Consider the following 19,944-nt stretch of genomic DNA (forward strand, 5'->3'; position numbering starts at 1 on the left):
TTTATCAAGGTGTTTTTTTCATTCTAAACGACATATCTTTACGTCGATATACACTTAGCACGATCCCCATTATAAATGCATGAAACAGAGTTGGTACTAATCCGTAACTAATAAAAGGTAATGATATAGCAACACGTGGTAATATCCCGAGGATCATGCCAACGTTACAAATGAAATGGACTACAAAAAGGGTTACTCCACCAACGAGTAGCAATTTACCATAACCATCATTTGTTTTATACGATATGGTCATTATTCTCACTGCAAAAAGAGAAAGAATCAAGACAAGAACTAGCGCAAGTACATATCCATAATAGTAAGTCAAACTCGCGAATACAAAATCAGTATGGGCAGCAGGGATAGACTTTATATTTCCATATGTACCGAACCAACCTGCTGAAGACATCGCCTCTTGTAAACGTAAATCCCATTGATCATGCGCTGGGTTTATAAATCCTAAAATTCTAGCTATCCGGTATTCTTTTACAGCAGACCAGGAAAATAGATCCCTAATAATAAAGGGTAAAATTGGTAACATTGTAATGAGCCATGCCGTTTTCTTTCCTAGCTTACTCCACCAAAGCATAACGAATACCATCGTAATATAGATGAAAATTGGTAAAAGAATTGATATAGTTGAAAATAGATATAAAGAAAATACGTACAACATGAGAAGATGCATAAACTTTAACCTACTATTATTGAAAAAAGAAACCCAAGCTAGAAAGAAGAATGGTATCGTCATTAAACAGTCAATTTTGATGGGGCCAATTTTTATTATTGCTTCCCCAATCACGTAACCAGTCGGAAAGCATTTTATCATTAACAAGATAAGTACACCGATTGTATAAAACAGCCACCCGATCCTCTCTAACTTCCGATAATCAAGTAGCATGATCCCAACAGCTGTTGCAATGCCAAGAATCACAAAAATTACTTTGTTCATTAATAAATCATTCGTATGCCCAAGAGCTATTATTGGTAAAAACCCTAACCCCATAGCAGCCACTAATAAAATAAGTAAGAACCAATCCACCTTCTGCTTATGTAGTTTGTTAAGCTCCCGCCCTAATTTAATCGGACTTCCCATTTGTTCCACCGCTTTATTTTCAGCAACTTCCTCACTTAACCCTTTTTCTATCCATGTGCTCTTCGCCTGTTTTAAGTGAAAATCTAGTTCAGTTGCTACAAAGCTCTTTGCTTCTTTTGATTTAATATGATTCGTAACTTCGCTTACAAAACGCTCCCCTTTTTTATTCAATTTCGCCTCACTCCTGTACTAAGCCTTTTAATATAAATTGTACCTTCGTAGCATTTTTCTCTGCCTTTCGCAGCATCTTTCTTCCCTTATCATTTAATTGATAATATTTAGCTCCTGCATGATCCCAACTTGATTGGATTAAACGATTCTGTTCTAGCCGATGTAATACGGTATATAAAAACCCTTCATTTCCTTCGAATTTTTGAATCCCTCTCCCTCGTAGTAGCTGTGACAATTCGTATCCTGTTTTTTCATTACTGAGGAGTTGTAAAATGGCTAACGAGATGTCCTCTTCCTTTTCGTGTGATGCATTGATTTTTTCGCGCACCCGCTTTCGGTGTTGATCAGAAAAACTCAAATGTTTAAACGTTGTATTCTCCATTGATTTTCGCAGGCCTTTTAATCGATCTTCCATTTGATTATTCCTCCAATCCTTTCTTCAAAAGCTCCTTCGCTTTTTTCAGTCTCGTTTTTATTGTGTTTTCTTTCACTTCTATTACAATAGCAATCTCTTTAATTGATAGTTCTTCATAATAAAATAGATAAATGACTTCTCGATATTTTATCGGTAAATTCATTACTGCAGAAGCCAGTTCACGGTCCTTCGCATTTTGAATAACAGTTTGTTCGACACTATCATTTTGAACCCCAATATAAGCAGCTTCATCCTCTGTCACGATCACCTTTTTGTTATACCAACTTTTCATGTAGTCCTTACATTGATTAATCGCAATTCTCCACAACCACGTTTTCACATTCGATTTCCCTTTGTATGTATGAAGAGATTTATAACATTTCACAAATATATCTTGCGTTAAATCCTCAGCGACTTCTTTATTATTCACATATGAATACACAAGCTGTAAGACTTCTTGTCCATACTTGTTCATTATTTCATCGATAAGGAGTTCCTTATCTTCTATTTCAAACGCTTCTACCGTTAATTCATCCACATCATTTCCTCCTTCCCATTTATTAGACGACGCACGCCATGGAAAAGTTTTATAAATTCATAAAAAAACGGTTGGAAATGTCCATACCGTTTTGTTCATCCTCTACTATTTAATTTTTTCTAAAACAAAACTTTTAATATTCCCCGCACTTTTTATAGCTTGCGATACGTCTGTTTTATTAAGTTCTTCAAAATAAGGATATTGTAGAAGCAAATTAATAAATTGATTCATTTCAACTCCAATACACTACTACAATTGTTAAGTTATTCAAACGGTATAATAATACTTATTATACCTTTCGTATTCATATCCTGTTAAGCAACAAAAATCTACACTCAGTTAATTTCAGTACACTCTATACAAATATAATAAAACAAAAAACCGCACGAGGGCTCTCCCTCACGCGGTTTATTTTTACGCTAACGCAGCTGCCTGCTCTTGTTGATCTACAGGAATTACAGCATCGCTTAACGCTTTTTCTAATTCAGCTGTGTATTTCATTTGCTCTTCTTTGCTCCAGCCTAGTTTCGCAGCCATGTAGTTGATTACTGCTTCTTTCCACTCGTATACCCAGTGGATGTTGAAGAATACAGCGCCTCTGCGGCGTACGAAGAAGTCAACTGGTTTCACTGTCATTTCGTAATCCATTGCGTATACAAGTGGGATTAGAACGTCTAGCGGCATGTTGTATTCTTTCGCTTCGTCTTTATGTTTTTTCGCTAAGTCAAACAGTACGTCAACGTTAGAGCCGTAGAATTCCGCGAATTTTTCCGCTTGTGCTGTCGTTAAACCATATTTCGTACCTTCGCCTGCTTTTTTCGCAACAAATGCCGGGAATCCGTGTGAACCACTTACATGACCACCAGAGATTGGCATATGTTTCGTATCACTCTTCTTATATGCGCTATGGCCTTCTTTTTGTAATAGATTCGTTACGTAGTCTACTACCATTTCAGCCATTTTGCGGTATCCTGTTAATTTACCGCCCGCGATTGTAATTAAACCAGATTCAGAAGTCCAAATTTCATCTTTACGAGAAATTTCAGATGCATTCTTACCTTCTTCATAAATTAGCGGACGTACACCAGCCCAGCTTGATTCCACATCTTTTTCTGTAATTTTCACGCTTGGGAACATGTAATTAATCGCATTAATGATATATGTGCGATCTTCTGTTGTCATGTGCGGTACAGCTGCGTCTTTATCATAGAACGTATCTGTTGTACCTACGTACGTTTTTCCTTCGCGAGGAATCGCGAACACCATACGTTTATCTGGTGTATCAAAGTAAATTGCTTGCCCTAATGGGAAACGTTTTTGGTCAATTACTAAATGCACACCTTTTGATAACTGAAGTACTTTCCCTTTTTTAGAGTTATCTTTTTCACGAAGTGTATCTACCCAAGGACCAGCTGCGTTTACAATTTTCTTACCGTAAACTTCATACACTTCTCCGTCTAGTAAATCGATTACACGTACACCGCATACTTTTCCATCTTTATATAAGAAACTGTCTACTTTTGCGTAGTTAACAGCTTTCGCACCATGTTCAATCGCTTCTTTCATTACTTCAATTGTAAGACGCGCATCGTCTGTACGATATTCTACGTAGTAACCGCCGCCTTTTAATCCTTCTTGTTTTACAAGAGGCTCTTTATTTAGCGTTTCTTCACGGTTAAACATCTTTCTGCGCTCGCTTCGTTTTACACCTGCTAAGAAGTCGTATACACGAAGACCAATTGATGTACTGAATGACCCGAACGTGCCGCCTGTATGGAACGGAAGTAACATCCACTCCGGTGTTGTTACATGGGGACCGTTCTCATATACGATCGCACGCTCTTTCCCCACCTCTGCTACCATTTTCACTTCAAGTTGTTTTAAATAACGTAAACCGCCGTGTACAAGTTTCGTTGAACGACTTGATGTACCTGCTGCAAAGTCCTGCATTTCAAACACAATCGTTGATAAACCGCGTGTTGCCCCATCTAATGCAATACCAGAACCAGTAATACCTCCACCAATTACGATCACATCTAACTCTTGTTTATTTACTCCATTTAATACGTCTTTACGTTGTTTACTTGAAAATTTCATGGTAATTCCTCCCTTTGATAACGAAAAAAGAGACCACAAGCTCCGCTATAGATTTCGCCTCTATAGCGTGTTGTGGTCTCTCCAAATCTCCTACCGAATTATTAACTTGTCATCATTATAACACTGTTTATGATTATTTGAAAGCTTTAGTTGCTTCAATTGCTTTTTTCCATCCAGCATATAGCTCTTCGCTTGTTTCCGCTTCCATCGTTGGTTCAAAGCGTTTGTCCATATGCCACTGTGCTTTAATTTCGTCTTGGTTTTTCCAATATCCAACCGCAAGACCTGCTAAGTATGCTGCACCTAAAGCTGTCGTTTCATTGATCACTGGACGCTCTACAGGAACGTCTAACATATCACTTTGGAACTGCATTAAGAAGTTATTCTTAACTGCCCCGCCATCAACGCGTAATGTGTTCAGTTCAATACCTGAATCTGCTTCCATTGCGCATAGTACATCTTTCGTTTGGTATGCTAAAGATTCTAGCGTTGCACGAATGAAATGCTCTTTCGTCGTACCGCGCGTTACACCAAACATAGCGCCGCGTACTTCACTATCCCAGTACGGTGTACCTAATCCTACGAATGCTGGTACAACGTATACGCCGTCAGTTGATTCAACGCGAGAAGCGTACACTTCACTCTCACTTGCATCTTTAAACATGCGCATTCCGTCACGTAACCATTGAATTGCAGAACCTGCTACGAAAATACTTCCTTCTAATGCGTAATTTACTTTACCATCTAAACCCCATGCAATTGTTGTTAATAGTCCATGCTCAGAAGCTACTGCTTTTTCACCTGTGTTCATTAACATGAAGCAGCCAGTTCCGTAAGTATTTTTCGCCATACCTTCACCGAAACAAGCTTGTCCAAATAATGCTGCTTGCTGGTCACCAGCTACACCTGCAATCGGTACATTTTGACCGAAGAAGTGATAATCAATTGTTTCTCCATATATTTCAGATGATTGACGTACTTCTGGAAGCATGCTCTTTGGTACTGTTAACATGTCTAGAAGCTCATCATCCCACTGTAAGTCGTGAATGTTAAACATTAATGTACGTGATGCATTTGAGTAGTCTGTTACGTGCGCTTTACCACCAGACAATTTCCATACAAGCCATGTATCAATTGTTCCGAATAATAACTCGCCGTTTTCCGCTTTTTCTCTTGCACCTTCAACGTTATCTAAAATCCATTTTACTTTCGTACCAGAGAAATATGCATCAATTAAAAGACCTGTTTTTTCGCGAACCATCTCGCTATAACCTTTTTCTTTTAACTCATCACAAATTTCAACTGTTTGACGAGACTGCCATACGATTGCGTTATAAATTGGTTTTCCAGTTGTTTTATCCCATACAACCGCTGTTTCACGTTGGTTCGTAATACCGATACCAGCGATTTGTTCTGGTTTTACATCCGCTTCACTTAAGCAAGTTGCGATAACTGCTAAAATAGATCCCCAAATTTCTTGTGCATTATGCTCAACCCAGCCTGGCTTTGGAAAATGTTGTGTAAACTCTTTTTGAGCTGAATGAACGATTTTTCCTTCTTTATTGAAAAGAATTGCGCGTGAGCTTGTTGTTCCTTGGTCTAATGAAAGAATATATTTTTTCATATCAGTTTCCCCCTATGCTACTTTTCTACTATTTGTAGTAGCTCCACTTTTTTTACTTGTCATATAAGAGATTGTTAGTACAATCACAGTTGTAATAATCACATAAATAAGTGCTGAATTTTGTTTTCCTTCAAATACAACTTGATGGAATAATCCTGCAAGTGATCCACCTAGAATTGGACCAACTACTGGGATCCATGCATACTTCCAGTTTGAACCGCCCTTTCCTGCAATCGGAAGGAAGAAGTGTGCAATACGCGGACCTAAATCACGAGCCGGGTTGATTGCGTATCCTGTTGTTCCACCTAATGATAAACCAATACTTACAATTAAGAAACCTACGATAAATGGATTTAAACCATCTGCAAATTTATTTGCTCCAATTGCTAATATACCAAATACTAAAACGAATGTTCCAATCATTTCACTTAAAAGGTTTGTAAATGTGTTCGGAATTGCTGGACCTGTTGCAAACACACCTAACTTTGTTCCTGGATCTTCTGTTTCTTTCCAGTGTGGTAAGTAATGTAAATATACAAGAACTGCCCCTATAATTGCCCCAATCATTTGTGCTGCGATATACATAGGTACATCACTCCATGGGAACGCTCCCTTAAAAGCAAGTCCTATCGTTAAAGCCGGATTCAAATGTGCCCCACTAATTGATCCAACTGCATACGCTGCCATAGCAACCGCTAGACCCCAACCCATTGTAATTACAATCCAACCAGAATCTTTCGCAAACGATTTCTTTAAACTTACACCAGCGCAAACGCCGCCACCAAGTAAGATTAACAACGCAGTCCCTATTAATTCCCCTAAAAATGCTGACATAAAATCCCTCCACAATCAATTTAAATGCTTTCGAAAAGTGATAGAGGTAAAATGAATGGCCATTCGTTTTTTTTCAAAAGAAAAAGATCCACAGCTTACATGCTTCTATATAATATATATAGAAACAATAAAATGTGGATCTCTTCTTTTCTCCGTCACGTTTATTAACTTGTCTATAATGTTAACCCTTAATGAAAGCGGTGTCAACAGAATTTTTTCACATTTTCGTCACTTTTTTTGGTAATGTTTCCATAATTCTTTTTTCGATGTCGTAATTGCTGTCGCACCAGCATTTAACGCTCTTTCAACGTCTTCTACCGTTCGAATAAAACCACCTGCTAAAATTGGTACACCTGTACGCTCTTTCACTTCAGCGATCACACCTGTTAACGCACCAGGAAGCACCTCTATATAATCCGGCTTCGTCTTTTCTAGCAAATTACAGCTCTTTTCCATTGCGCTAGAATCAATTAAAAAGATGCGTTGAATGGAGACGACACCTTTTTGCTTCGCCTTCATAATTACGCTCGCCTTTGTCGATAATAACCCGTACGGTTTATATTCTTGGCATAAAAACTCCGTCGCATGCCCATCACTTTGTAATCCATGGATCAAATCAACATGTAAAAATACTTTTTTATTATGCTGCTTCGCAAGTGACACAACACTCTTCAATTGACCGACATGAATATCTAAAATAACAATATACTCATACGAACTATGTAATAGCTTTTCCAAATCTTTAATTTGCCTCACTGCCGGCAAAATCTTTTGCTCATGAAATTCCATTCTAAACGTCCCCTTCCTATCTATCCTTTATAGTACACAATTTAAGTGGAAAGAACAGCTAGTGTGGGGGATTTCTTACAAATCTTTCTCTTATCTATATATTTTCTTCAACTTATCAGAAGCCATGCCACCTACAACCATTAATAGGAGCGGTAAAAAATTCATTACATATGGTGCATCTGCGACAATTGTAATGCTTGCTCCTGCAAACTTATTTAACGCCCATACAACGATTTTTGTAATAAATAAAAATACGCCCATCATAAATAGACTATCGAAAAACACCTTCCATTTCGGATACGCTAATTGCTTACTATCCTCAATTACTTTCTGCGTCAACTCTTCATCACTCCTCAATAACTCATCAATTGTAATACCGAACAGATCACTTAAATGAATAATAATTTCAATGCTCGGATAGTTCTTTCCCGTCTCCCATTTCGAAACAGACTGCCTACTTACATGAATTTTTTCAGCCAAATCATTTTGCGACCAATTTCTTTTTTCCCTTTCTTCTTTTAAACGTTCACTAAAAATCATACTGTGTTTATCACCTCTCTATGTCTAGTATGGTCAAATAAATGATGAAGAGTAAAGCTAGTTACCGTTGCATAGGTTGTGCAACTTGTGCGTTACATCTAAAAATGACGCTATGTATCATGTCGATTTCATATGCTTTTCTTCTATAATAATTTCCCGAACAATAATACAATGAACGGATGACTAGATTAAGCATAAAAAACTACGCCATCCCTTCTTATCATTCTCCAGAAAGAATAACGTAAAGTTTCATTTTTAAACATTTTCATCAAAAAGAAAAGAAGCTAACAATAAATTGCTAACTTCTCAGCTGAAAGTAAAATATTATCTTTCCTTATCTTCTAATATCTAGGTTGTGATTGAATATTTGTAAGATGAACATCAAACATATCAATGATTTCAAGAAATCTATCAGCTTCACGGAAAACATGGTCTGCTAATAATGGATGAATGATACTCTTTATTTTACATTGCTCAATTAAATCACGTGCTGTTTTCTTAAAATCTCGAAGAGATGTAACGGACACACGATTTTGATCTAAAAATTGATCTAAAAGAGGGACTGTTTGGGATTGTGGTTTCATAGATTCTAAGTCAATTGCTTGATACATCAATTCATCAAAATCATTGCTAAAATTCCGTGCTGTGTCTACAAGCTTTCTTTCCGATGGATCAAGAAGATGACCAATAAATTTAGCATGGTCTGCCATAATCCTTAAAAAGAAAACATTTTCTTTAATAATAGCATCAGGAAGGGCATCTAATTTCCCTTCATTTAATTGTATTAAACGTTTTCTAAAATAGTCAGCTTCCCTACTTGTATGGTCAACTAACAGTGGAAAGTTATTTTGTCCTGGCAATTTACATGTGAGAATTAATCCTAAAATTTTTCTTTTAAATCCCCAAATATTAGTTGCGGCTTGTTGTACTTCTGAATTAAATCTTTTTATTTGCTCAGGATCTGTTTCATTTGTATAGGAATGCGCTATTTGTTCGATATGTTCAAACAATCGATAAAATTGATTAGCCTCTTCAATTAGTTGAGTATCCTCGCATCTAAACCCTAAGCGAAGAAAAAAAGAATGCTCCTTCATGATTCTAGACCAAAAACGAATTTCATTTAATGAACGCTCAACAAACATTACAGATGTAACACCTGTATCAGGATGTAATGATGTTTCATCCCTATGCATTGTTAATCCCCCCTGTAGATACTGCGCTATTTCCATTCTTATGATTGAACATATATATAAATACCATCAATAAAGTTTCATGATGAATATCATATACATGTAAAATTAAGCTTATATAAGCTTAGCTTGATGAACATATACTGCTCCAAAAAAGAAAAAAGGCTACCACCTAGATATAAAGTTCTCCTAGTTGGTAGCCTTTCAAAATTTCTATTAAAGCAACACCGAATCCTTATCACTATCCTGATTCCGTTTCTCTCGTTCTTCTTCTAAGCGCTTCATATATACTTCGCCTTCTTTTTCGATAAAATCATTATCCATCTCTTGCTCTTTTTTCGAAGTATATAAAACCATGTAGCCACTCAATACGATCCCAATGATTACAAGATAAATCCACCATGGTAAAGTTTCCACTTTCGTTCATCCCTTTCCTTAGACAAGCCTTATTAGTTTCACTTTATGAGGAAAGAAGTGGATTTATGCTTAAAATTTTATTGTGGATTCTTTGCGAAGAACGCTTGTACATATTCCATAAACTCGATTGGCTCCTGGCGAAACGGTGCGTGGTATCCTTTTTCAATGATATGGAACGTACTATTTGCAAATAGCTCATGATACAGTTCACCATTTTTCCAAGAAACACTCTTATCGTGTCGTCCCCATATAATTAAAGTCGGTACCTTAATTTTATCTGCTTCCATCGCAATGCGGCGCTCTCTCATTTTCGTAAGCTGATCATAATGCTCTTTATCATCGCGACTATTTTTCACTTCATTTTTATTATAATCCGTAATCTCTGTTACAGTTTGTAAGTCTGTCGATAGTGGCGGCACTTCATAACTTTCTTTTTGCTGGAAAGACTCTATTCCTGTAGAATCCGCTAAAACGAGATGCGTTACTGCATCCGGATATAAATACGCTAAATTTAGAGACATCTCTCCGCCCATCGAATGACCAAGTACTGCGAATTGATCGTATCCGAGTTTCTTCATTAACTTATAATATAAATTCACTTGCGTGGGAAACGAATACTGAAAATCAATTGGTTTAGAAGAACGCCCAAACCCTAAAATATCAACCGCAATAATCGTATGGTCCTTTACAAGTTCCGGATAAATATCATTAAACCCATCTGAAGAACCACCGAACCCGTGAAGCATAAGTAAAGGCGGTTTCCCCTCACCAATTTGCTTAAAATAAATCGTCTGCCCATCAATCTGCGCCATACTCTCTTTCGTATTCAGCCTCATCATCACAGTATCTTTCACTTCTTCAACCTTCGCAATCGGCTTATCAACGAAGTTACATACTATTAATAAAACAAGAACAATACCGCTAATCATATAAAACTTAAACCGTTTCAAAATCCCCGTCTCCTTTCTCATGTTGCTATTTAAAGGTTTTACATTATTTGGTTGTTTTATGTTCTTTTTTAATTGTAACCACTTTAGTTACAATTATATTAAAAAAATATAACTCATTTCTATTAATGATGGTTATTTTGTAACTATTATAGTTACATATTTAAAGTAAGTCAATTCTTTTCTTTTCTCTACATGGCCTAATAACAAAGAAAAGGACTTCATGTTGAAGTCCTTTTCTTTGTTATTATAGTTGGCTTACTCCGCCGCCGTCGCCTCTATTATCTGCGGGTGCTCCGCCATCGCCTTTATTGAAGTTGGCTGGCGCTCCTCCACCGTCCCCAATACTTACATAGTCTGGTCTTGCTGGTGCTCCTCCGTCACCAATATTAACTGCTTGCTGTGTAGTAGTAGAAAAATTAAATCCAAATGAAAGAACCCCTGCAAAAATTAACCCTTTTGCTATTACGCCTACTTTTTTCATTATTTCAACGCCCCTTTTTTTAAATGTTTTTTCTGTGCTTGGTTATTTATATAAAAATATTTACTTGCCTTTACATGGTTTTCTTCTTTATAAAATTGCATAGCTAAAATCTCAGTATACTCTTGAATACACTCCAACAAGCCTTCTTTCTCAAAATATGAAATCCCATTTAAAATAGTGGATTCTAATGATACACTAGACGTCTTTTGATTCATTTCCTTTAAAATTACAAAACGGTGCTGAAATTCTTTATTTTGTATCTTATTACATATATCTAATCCTTCTTCAATTAATTCAGCGGCAGTATCGATTTGTCCAATTTTGTAATATTCACGTGCTAATACAAACATTGCTTTGAAATGTTTTGGATTACTTTTTATTACTTCTACTAAATGGCGAATTGCTAAACTCGAAAGGTTTTGATTTGCATATAACCATGCTAAATTATGACGAACCATTGTAATAAATCTTTTATTATCTATCTTTTGAAATACATCTAATGCCAAATCAAACTTCTCTTCGGCTTGCTCATATTGCTTTAAATCAATACAAGCCATTGCAAAAATATTCTCACATAAAGCAATACAAGCTTCATAACCAGGATGTTTTTCATATTCATTTTTTGCTAAACGTATTTGATCAATCGCCATCAATGGTTTATACGTTTGATAAGATAGATATGCAAATCTATAATTAAATTCAGCATGTTCCAACGAAGATGTTATATGTTTAAGTGATTTCCCAGCCTCTTCAAAGTGATTTTGTGACTCAATATAATTTGATATATACATTGCATGAATACCTTTGAATAAGTAATAATAATGTGTTAAAAGTGCGTCATCAGGAAGTATAAGAGTATCAATTTCATCAAAACTATTCTTTGTAATACTCAAACTATCAATTAGCACATGATAACGGAATTTTAATAATGCATGATAAAATGCTGCATACTGATCTTCTTTAATATAGATAACCTTGGACTCTATTTCTTCATTTAGCATTTTTGCTTTAACAACATCTTGTTTTAACATTGAATGATACCAATCATCCAATAAGTGTTTCATTTGCTCCTTCGTTACTACATCTGTTCCCATACCTTCGCATCCCCTTTTCTCCAAATTCAAAAAATTAGAATTTTTATACAATTATCCGAATTGTATATTATCACCTCTTTTATATGTATTGAAAAATAATTGTCAGAAAATTTATAATTTAAATGAATTATACCAAATATTTCTATTTAAAAAACTTGAGAAACATTTTTCAGAAAATTTTATAGCCCAAATAAAAAAGCAAGCAATTCCAGCGATTCGCTAAAACTACTTGCTCTTCTACTTATTATTTCTATCTTTACTCTTTAATAAATTCCTTAGTACTTCTCACTGTATCAATCGGACGAACTAATTTTTCGATTTCTTCACGCTTTGGCTCTAAGAACGGAGGTAAAGATAATTTCTCTCCAAGCGTTTCATAAGGCTCATCTCCCATAAAACCAGGGCCATCTGTTGCAAACTCGAATAAAATTTGCGGCGCAACTCTTGCATATAATGACTCAAAGAAGTGACGATTTACATAACCAGATGAAGGGAGTCCAACTCGACTTAGTCGCTCAATCCACTCTTCTAATACAGCGCGATCCTCTACACGGAATGCTGCATGATGCACTGTACCAAAACCTTGTTGCGCTTCTGGAAGAACTGTATTATGTTCTACAATGACTGAGGCACCATTTCCACCTTCGTTTACTTCAAACAAGTAGAATTCTCCTTCTTGAGCAATCTCTTTAAATAATAGAACTTTTTCTAGTACTTCTTTGAAATAACTGAAATTCGCGATACGGATAAATACAGGTCCTAAGCCAGTAATTGCATATTCTAATGGAACTGGCCCGTCTTGCCAAGGTGTACCTGATTCCACCCCTTTATCAAATTCATCTGAGATTAATTGATAGTGTTGATCATCAAAATCAGCGAAAGAAAGAGTTTTCTTACCAAATTGCTCTTTAATTCCTGTATGTTCTACTTCAAGACGGTCAAAACGTTTCACCCAATACTCTAGTGCTGCGTCAGTCGGAACGCGGAATGAAGTTTTTGAAATTTCATTTGTACCGTGTACTCCTTTTGGAACACCTGGGAAGTCAAAGAATGTCATATCTGTTCCTGCACTACCTTTATCATCTGCAAAGAATAAATGATACGTTTGAATATCATCTTGGTTTACTGTTTTTTTAACTAAACGCATTCCTAAAACGTGAGTGAAAAATTCATAGTTCTTTTCTGCACTACTTGTAATCGCTGTAACGTGGTGTATTCCTTTTAATTGGTTCATTTTATATTCCTCCAATAGTTTTAATTTATATTTAACTGTTTTATTTTTGCTCGCTGGTCAACAAAGCGCGTATTTATAAAAGTAATCAGTTCATTTTACCAGTCAAGTGATAGTTAAAAAAATAATTCACTGTGTAAAACGATTCGTTCGAAAGTAATAATTCCTTTCGTTACTATCACTTTACAACTCAAGTGATTAAAAAGCAAGTAAATTATCTTGAATTCGAGATATTTTTTAATATCTCAGTATTAGTTTAAAATGCTATATGTTTTGTGGCGTAATTATTTTCATATCTACTGGTAATAAAACCTTTTCACTCGCCAAAATAAATAGCCTACAATCAATGAACTAATCATAGGCTATTAAAATTCTTTAATAGTCAAATATCCTTACAATAAATTGTAATTTTAGCGAATAATTAATATTAGTAATTCTCTGTTTCATTAAATGATTTATTTTATATATTCCAAAAATCACTATTTATATCACTGTTATATTTATAATCAACCTTTTCTTTACCACATTTTTCGCACTTATAAATATTAGCTGTCCCAATCTGCCCTGTTTTAAAATTTTCACTATCCTGAGTTTTAATAAATTTATAATTGTGTATACATCTAGGTTCTCTTACTTTATCCATCCATTTTCCTAGCATAAAGTAATCACTCTCCTTAAAAGAATATTCCTAATACAACTCTATATTTAGAATACTCTACAAAAGATTTTCAATCAACGAACACGTTCTCTTGCCTCCCTTGCATCACATGATATGCAAAAGGGTTGTTTTGTTTAAGATCCGTTTTTTTATTGACAACAGATCCTCATCCATTAGCTTTACACGAGCTAATGGAATATAAATTTGCCGTATGATTTACATCTTTTTCTCTCATTATTTCTTTCCTCATCAAGGAATAAATAATGGTTTTTAAAGCTATTTGCAGTGTCTTCCCTTATCAGGGCAATAAAAGATGGTGTGAAAACTTAATTTCACACCATCTTTTTAAACAATTTTATTGTCATGCCACACTTAATGAGGCCATTCTATTCACAATCTTAATTATGGAACGTCGGCTTATAGAACGAACGATTATCAAGCGCAAAGACACGTTCTGTGTATTCGCCTGGTTTTGTGCGTCCTAATGCGCGGTCCATCATGTTCATTTTTGCATCTAAGTTATCGATGTAGTGCAGAATTTCTGCTTCTTTCACTAATGGTGGTTTTGGGCTACCCCATTCTGCTTTTCCGTGATGGGAAAGGACGATGTGCTGAAGGATTAATACTTCCTCTGCATCGATTTGTAGTTCCTCTGCTGCTTTACCAATTTCGTTCACCATGATAGAAATGTGGCCTAGTAAATTTCCTTCTAACGTATACGTCGTAGAAATTGGTCCAGATAGCTCAAATACTTTACCAAGATCGTGTAAAATAACGCCCGCATATAGTAAGTCTTTATCTAACGATGGGTACAGAGCCGAGATAGCTTTCGCTAAATCTAACATCGATACAACGTGATAAGCTAGTCCAGATACGAACTCGTGATGGTTCTTTGTCGCTGCTGGATATTCTAAAAATTCATTTTGATGCTTATTTAACAAATGTCTTGTTAGACGCTGTATGTTCGGGTTTCTCATTTCAAATATGTATTGCGTAATTTTCTCAACCATATCTTCTTTTTTTATTGGAGCTTTTTCTACAAAGTCTGAGATGTCTGTTACTTCATTCTCATTCGCAACACGAATTTGTTTCACACGTAATTGAATACGTCCTTTATAGTTTAGAATATCTCCAGCTACTTTAACGATTGTTTCCGCTACATATTGTTTCTCAACTTCTGGCGATACGTCCCATAGCTTTGCTTCAATATCTCCACTTGGATCTTGTAAGATTACTGTTAAAAACGGCTTGCCATTGCTTGCGAGACCTTTTGTCGCTGTTTTAATTAACAAGAAAACATCGACTTGTTCACCAACTTCATATTCTACAATTTTCTTTTTCATTCGAATTCCTCCACCAAATCAGTTACTTTTAGTATAGCATACTACAACTCATTTTCTTTACGCTTACGTGTTAATTTTATAATCTCATTTTCTGTAAAATACGTTAATAAATGCGCATGGCATGTAAAGAAGATAACTTGTCTATCTTTCGCAATTTCTTTTATAAGTTCAATCGTTCGATTCGTCCTTACCGCATCAAAATGTACGAAGCTATCATCAATAATAAATGGATAGTCATGCTCAAACGTTTTCGCTAGCGCGAATCGCAATGATAAATATAACTGCTCCGCTGTCGCTTGGCTTAGTTCATGACTGTAAAAACGCATACCATCGTTACGTTCGACAATGAACGGTTCCGCTTCTGACGGTGAGAATATTTTACTATATCTCCCGCCTGTTAAATACACGAAATACTCTTCGGATTTTTGTAAAATACGCGGCAAATGCACTTCATGATAATATTGCTTCGTTTTCGTTAATACTGTCTTTGCGGCCACATATGCAGCCCACTTCTTCACTTGTTCACGCACTTGCGCTTTTTTCATTTCCCACTCATGTAGTAAATCACCATACGTACTGCCTTCTTCTAAATTCGCAATTTCTATTCGATGCTTCGCAATACGCTCTGTCAGTTCTTTCTCTTGCGCCAGACAGTTTTGCGCGGCTGTAATTTCTTGCTTTAATTTTTCATCATAACCGTCAGCCTCATAATGCTCAGCTAATGACAAACTCGTTAAGCGCTGTTCTAACAAATCAATTTGAGGTAATAAACGTCCCACTTGCTTATCCGCGTCTTCACGTTTCTCTGCCAATTTTCCTGCTTCTAAAAACATCTCTTCATCTGTAGATTCTGCGATATGCCATAACCCATCTCGCTCTACTAGTAGTTGTTTTAATTGCTGCTGCATGAACTCATATTCTTCTTGCCATTCCGCCAGCTTCTCTTTCAGCTGCTTACAAGTTTGACGCTTCTCTTTTTCATTTTGCATACGACTTTGCGCCTCATGCAAATTACTATACTCTTTACTACCGATAACAGTTTCTAGTTTATGCTCAAAGTGCGAAATCATTTCATACAATGAAGATTTCCGCTCGCCTTGTTTATCTAGCTCACGATATAATTGCTGCATTTTTTCAATACGCTCAAACGCTGGCAATATGTGTGCATACGTATAAAATTCAGGGAACATATAGCGCGTTTTATACGCACCTACTTGTTCTCCTATTTGGAACGTTTCTCTCTCCCATTCCTCATAAGATGAAACGACTTTATCATAAGCACGTTCCATTTGCTGCAACTTATACGACTCACGCTCAAATAGCTTACGAATCTCTTCATCTTTTTCTAACTGATAACGAACAGACATCGCTTCTTCACTTTGTCGTCCGCCAGCACTTTGCTGAAGAGTAAGAAGCTCTTCTTGTAATCCACCCGAAGGATCTTTATATAAAACGAGTGCTAAAACAATCCCTACAAACACAATCACACTAATAAATAACAGCACGCGGTTATCTATAAATAGACTCGTGAATAAAACAAGCGTGTTAATAAGAAGTAACAGAAGACAAATTCTTTGCCACTGTTTTTTCTTTTGCATAGCCGCCCCTGCTTTTTCCTCATACTTGCGCTTCATTCTCTCTGCGCCCATTCCTAAAAATGCCGCATCCTGAAATGATTTTTCTTTCTCAACTAACGTATTTTTTTCTTCATCAGCTAACATTTGCTGGCTGATTTGTCTTATATTTTCTTCTTGCTCTTCTAATTGCTCCTGAGCCGTTTTAAAACGTTCATCTAGTTGTGCTTTTTGCGATTCTAATTCACGCGCCTTTTGCACAGTTTGCATAATTAATTCTTTCGTCGCTAAACTTATATCAAACGAAAGAACAGTCTCTTGTTCAAAAGTAGCGCCAATTTGTTGCTGTAGTTCTGCGATTTCTTCTTTTATATTCGCAATACTTCCCGTCATATCACGCATTTCTTGGCGTGCATTTTCATAAGACATATGCTGCATACGAAGTTCTTCTACGTAACTTTCTTTTTGTAAAAATGCTTCATCTATTTCTGTGGAATCAATTTCTGATTGCACTGTTTCTATCTTTTTTTGAAGTGAATCTACTTGTACTTGGAGCGGTTCTATCTTTGCCTTTACCGCCTCATAGCGCGCCATTCCGTTTACAGGAAACTGCCCGTTCTCGTTTTCTAACACTTTCTCGTGCGTACTCTTTTCAATAACAAGAGGCTCAAGCGCCACTAATATTTCATAGTCTTGCTTTCGTCTTTCGGCTGACTCTTTTTCCGCACGAACAGAAGCAAGTTTCTCTTCACTTTCTTTTAACTGCTCGACTTGTTTTTCATACGTGCCAATTTTCCCTTGCCATTCTTTCATCTTTTCCTCAATTTTCTTCATCTCTTGCAGTGACACGTTAATTTCAGGATTACGACCACTCGGCTTAAAGCGCTGATTCATTTCTTTTTCTAATTTTTTATCTAACTGCAATAACGCATCACTTCCGACTGCGCTGGCCGAAAATAAATAATTGCCGATATCCGCTTCGCCGAGCTGATGAATATTTTGAAGACCATGCATATCAAATGAAAAAACAGAATCAAATAAGCTTTCATTCACACCGCTTAATATATCGTTTAAAATATCTTCGCCGCCAGTTTTCCCGCCTTCAAAATAAACGGTCACCGCGCCTACTGCCGTCTTTGGCAATCGTTCAATTTTCAAACGGCCGTACTTCTCTGTTTGAACAGTCATCGCTCCGCCGTACTTCCCGCCTTCTTTCGGCTCATAACGGCGCTGTCCTCTCGTCGGAAAACCGAATAAAATACTTTTCATAAACGAGCGAATTGTCGATTTCCCCGCTTCATTTTCACCGTACAGTACCGTCAGCATTGACAGATCCATTTCCACATTTTCTAGTTTTCCATAGCCATAAATATGGAGTTTTTCAATTCTCATTTTTTATCCCTCTCTTGCTGGAATAATTGCTCTAAAATAATATTTTCCGCTTCCTTTTGAATCTCTTTCTTCTCTTCTTCCGTAAAAGCTTCAATGCTATTACGCGCTACAGGAGATGTCCAAATGGTGCGCAACACTCCGTCCATATTTGTGAAAGCTTCTAACTCTTTCAGCACACTACCGACGAAATGATTTTCTTCTTTCAAACGTTCAATTTCCGCAAAAGAAACCGTCTCGTTTTTCCACTTCATCGCATATACAAAGTCTTTTCGCTCTTCTCCCGCTGCTAAAATATGAAAAATCTCTTCCACGCGCTTGTCTTCACGCAAATAAGGAGCAAGTGGTCCCTGTCCTGTAAATATGACAGTTAAAAGCGTACCTTCCTCTTCTCTTCTGCATTCATTCATCGCACTTGACGCGCTCGTCATAAGATCATCAACAGTTTCAAGTCCATCAATATTCACTTCTATCTCATCCCACACAACATCCGCCGTATGGAAAAATGAACACTGCGATCCTTGTTTCGTGAGTTCAATAAGGTACGCACCCTTCTCGCCCGTCTCCTTACGATGACGCCCTTGTATATTACCTGGATAAATAATGTACGGCTCTTCTGATAAAATTTCACGTTTATGTATATGGCCAAGAGCCCAATAATCAAACTGCTTTTCCTTCAGCTCACGAATTTGAAACGGTGCATAGCGATTATGCTCTGCATCCCCTTCCACACTTCCGTGAAGCATTCCAATATGAAAAGGCGCATCACTCATTTTCGTATACTGCGCTGTCATATTATCCGTTACCGCTTGCTGCAAATAACTAAACCCATAAATAGAAGCTACAAGCTCACCATCTTTATAAAATGATTTCTCCTCTACATAAGGCTCCGTAAACACATGAACATTTTCCGGAAACTCAATTGCCGCCCAGCTTCCCCCTAAATGATCGTGGTTACCATGAATAATAAAAACGGGAATATCGTACTGCGAAAGTCTCTTCATTTGCTCACGCACAAACACTTGCGCCCTCAAACTTCTCGTCTCCGCATCATACAAATCCCCGGCTAGTAATACGAAATCAACGCGCTCTTGAATCGCTTTATCAACAATACGCTCGAACGATTCAAACGTACTCTGCTTCATTCTCTCCCAAACAGACTGTGGTACATTCATCTCCATCCCTTTAAACGGACTATCCAAATGCAAATCAGCCGCATGTATAAACTTCACTTGTTTCACAAATAACGATCCTTTCTATAGTTCAAAAGTTTCATCTTATCCGCATGAACACAAACAATAAATGCTCAATTGGCGAAAACTAGTAATAAGCAGGAAATAAAAAATCCCCCACTGATTAAAGTTTCACTTTACCCCGTATTAACGGGCAGTAGGCAAAGAAGCCAATCTGAAAGTAAACTGCCCATAAATACCCGATTGGTTCAACTAATAACTAGTGGGGATGAAAAGACTCCCCACTAGTTAAAGTTTCACTTTATTGTAACACGCAATGTCATATA

The 19,944-nt window shown here is 36.7% G+C and carries 18 protein-coding genes; all 18 read right to left on the reverse strand.

Annotation, left to right across the window (positions count from 1 at the left end):
• Window positions 1-4 precede the first annotated feature (4 nt).
• Complete coding sequence (locus BG05_RS25840; RefSeq protein ID WP_003187774.1) at window positions 5-1,261, reverse strand: FtsW/RodA/SpoVE family cell cycle protein; 1,257 nt, start codon at window positions 1,259-1,261, stop codon at window positions 5-7.
• A gap of 7 nt (window positions 1,262-1,268) precedes the next feature.
• Window positions 1,269-1,676: a PadR family transcriptional regulator gene (locus BG05_RS25845; RefSeq protein ID WP_003187772.1), complete on the reverse strand. Its 408-nt coding sequence runs from the start codon at window positions 1,674-1,676 to the stop codon at window positions 1,269-1,271.
• Between the two features lie 4 nt (window positions 1,677-1,680).
• Complete coding sequence (locus BG05_RS25850; protein ID WP_003187770.1) at window positions 1,681-2,214, reverse strand: sigma-70 family RNA polymerase sigma factor; 534 nt, start codon at window positions 2,212-2,214, stop codon at window positions 1,681-1,683.
• Between the two features lie 414 nt (window positions 2,215-2,628).
• Window positions 2,629-4,311, reverse strand: a complete 1,683-nt coding sequence (glpD, locus tag BG05_RS25855; RefSeq protein WP_003187768.1) for an aerobic glycerol-3-phosphate dehydrogenase — start codon at window positions 4,309-4,311, stop codon at window positions 2,629-2,631.
• Between the two features lie 133 nt (window positions 4,312-4,444).
• Window positions 4,445-5,935, reverse strand: a complete 1,491-nt coding sequence (gene glpK, locus BG05_RS25860; protein WP_002125757.1) for a glycerol kinase GlpK — start codon at window positions 5,933-5,935, stop codon at window positions 4,445-4,447.
• A gap of 12 nt (window positions 5,936-5,947) precedes the next feature.
• Window positions 5,948-6,769, reverse strand: a complete 822-nt coding sequence (gene glpF / locus BG05_RS25865) for a glycerol uptake facilitator protein GlpF (protein ID WP_002125755.1) — start codon at window positions 6,767-6,769, stop codon at window positions 5,948-5,950.
• 228 nt (window positions 6,770-6,997) lie between these two features.
• The gene (glpP, locus tag BG05_RS25870) at window positions 6,998-7,558 is read right to left on the reverse strand and encodes a glycerol uptake operon antiterminator GlpP (protein ID WP_000394293.1); all 561 of its coding nucleotides are present in this window, start codon (window positions 7,556-7,558) and stop codon (window positions 6,998-7,000) included.
• A 90-nt stretch (window positions 7,559-7,648) separates the two neighbouring features.
• Window positions 7,649-8,098, reverse strand: coding sequence for a helix-turn-helix domain-containing protein (locus tag BG05_RS25875; RefSeq protein ID WP_002125754.1), 450 nt, complete (start codon window positions 8,096-8,098; stop codon window positions 7,649-7,651).
• Window positions 8,099-8,439: 341 nt separating this feature from the next.
• The gene (locus tag BG05_RS25880) at window positions 8,440-9,291 is read right to left on the reverse strand and encodes a DUF2935 domain-containing protein (protein WP_000554485.1); all 852 of its coding nucleotides are present in this window, start codon (window positions 9,289-9,291) and stop codon (window positions 8,440-8,442) included.
• A gap of 213 nt (window positions 9,292-9,504) precedes the next feature.
• Window positions 9,505-9,705 carry a sporulation YhaL family protein gene (locus BG05_RS25885; RefSeq protein WP_002087191.1) on the reverse strand — a complete coding sequence of 67 codons (201 nt, stop codon included), beginning with the start codon at window positions 9,703-9,705 and terminating at the stop codon, window positions 9,505-9,507.
• Window positions 9,706-9,782: 77 nt separating this feature from the next.
• Window positions 9,783-10,655 (reverse strand): alpha/beta fold hydrolase, encoded by an 873-nt coding sequence (locus BG05_RS25890; protein ID WP_002186501.1) that lies wholly within the window; start codon window positions 10,653-10,655, stop codon window positions 9,783-9,785.
• Window positions 10,656-10,899: 244 nt separating this feature from the next.
• Complete coding sequence (locus tag BG05_RS25895) at window positions 10,900-11,136, reverse strand: Phr family secreted Rap phosphatase inhibitor (protein ID WP_002140709.1); 237 nt, start codon at window positions 11,134-11,136, stop codon at window positions 10,900-10,902.
• Entirely contained in the window at window positions 11,136-12,230 is a 1,095-nt protein-coding gene (locus BG05_RS25900) for a response regulator aspartate phosphatase (RefSeq protein WP_003187761.1), read from the reverse strand. Before BG05_RS25900 ends, BG05_RS25895 begins: the two co-directional genes overlap by 1 nt.
• A 256-nt stretch (window positions 12,231-12,486) precedes the next feature.
• The gene (locus BG05_RS25905) at window positions 12,487-13,464 is read right to left on the reverse strand and encodes a ring-cleaving dioxygenase (protein WP_002125749.1); all 978 of its coding nucleotides are present in this window, start codon (window positions 13,462-13,464) and stop codon (window positions 12,487-12,489) included.
• A gap of 457 nt (window positions 13,465-13,921) precedes the next feature.
• Entirely contained in the window at window positions 13,922-14,119 is a 198-nt protein-coding gene (locus BG05_RS25910; protein ID WP_002150116.1) for a hypothetical protein, read from the reverse strand.
• A 398-nt stretch (window positions 14,120-14,517) separates the two neighbouring features.
• Window positions 14,518-15,462: a 3'-5' exoribonuclease YhaM gene (yhaM, locus tag BG05_RS25915; protein WP_002030183.1), complete on the reverse strand. Its 945-nt coding sequence runs from the start codon at window positions 15,460-15,462 to the stop codon at window positions 14,518-14,520.
• A 41-nt stretch (window positions 15,463-15,503) separates the two neighbouring features.
• Window positions 15,504-18,428, reverse strand: a complete 2,925-nt coding sequence (locus BG05_RS25920; protein WP_016126668.1) for an ATP-binding protein — start codon at window positions 18,426-18,428, stop codon at window positions 15,504-15,506.
• On the reverse strand, window positions 18,425-19,666 hold the full coding sequence (locus BG05_RS25925; RefSeq protein WP_003187753.1) for a metallophosphoesterase family protein: 1,242 nt from the start codon (window positions 19,664-19,666) through the stop codon (window positions 18,425-18,427). Before BG05_RS25925 ends, BG05_RS25920 begins: the two co-directional genes overlap by 4 nt.
• Between the last annotated feature and the right edge of the window lie 278 nt (window positions 19,667-19,944).

It is taken from the genome of Bacillus mycoides (assembly GCF_000832605.1).
Classification (GTDB): domain Bacteria; phylum Bacillota; class Bacilli; order Bacillales; family Bacillaceae_G; genus Bacillus_A; species Bacillus_A mycoides.

Bases quoted from the DNA above. Each gene is read 5' to 3' on its own strand.
- BG05_RS25845 (WP_003187772.1), bottom strand. From the start codon at position 1,676: ATGGAAGATCGATTAAAAGGCCTGCGAAAATCAATGGAGAATACAACG.
- glpD (WP_003187768.1), bottom strand. From the start codon at position 4,311: ATGAAATTTTCAAGTAAACAACGTAAAGACGTATTAAATGGAGTAAAT.
- glpK (WP_002125757.1), bottom strand. From the start codon at position 5,935: ATGAAAAAATATATTCTTTCATTAGACCAAGGAACAACAAGCTCACGC.
- glpF (WP_002125755.1), bottom strand. From the start codon at position 6,769: ATGTCAGCATTTTTAGGGGAATTAATAGGGACTGCGTTGTTAATCTTA.
- glpP (WP_000394293.1), bottom strand. From the start codon at position 7,558: ATGGAATTTCATGAGCAAAAGATTTTGCCGGCAGTGAGGCAAATTAAA.
- BG05_RS25875 (WP_002125754.1), bottom strand. From the start codon at position 8,098: ATGATTTTTAGTGAACGTTTAAAAGAAGAAAGGGAAAAAAGAAATTGG.
- BG05_RS25880 (WP_000554485.1), bottom strand. From the start codon at position 9,291: ATGCATAGGGATGAAACATCATTACATCCTGATACAGGTGTTACATCT.
- BG05_RS25895 (WP_002140709.1), bottom strand. From the start codon at position 11,136: ATGAAAAAAGTAGGCGTAATAGCAAAAGGGTTAATTTTTGCAGGGGTT.
- BG05_RS25900 (WP_003187761.1), bottom strand. From the start codon at position 12,230: ATGGGAACAGATGTAGTAACGAAGGAGCAAATGAAACACTTATTGGAT.
- BG05_RS25905 (WP_002125749.1), bottom strand. From the start codon at position 13,464: ATGAACCAATTAAAAGGAATACACCACGTTACAGCGATTACAAGTAGT.
- BG05_RS25910 (WP_002150116.1), bottom strand. From the start codon at position 14,119: ATGCTAGGAAAATGGATGGATAAAGTAAGAGAACCTAGATGTATACAC.
- yhaM (WP_002030183.1), bottom strand. From the start codon at position 15,462: ATGAAAAAGAAAATTGTAGAATATGAAGTTGGTGAACAAGTCGATGTT.
- BG05_RS25920 (WP_016126668.1), bottom strand. From the start codon at position 18,428: ATGAGAATTGAAAAACTCCATATTTATGGCTATGGAAAACTAGAAAAT.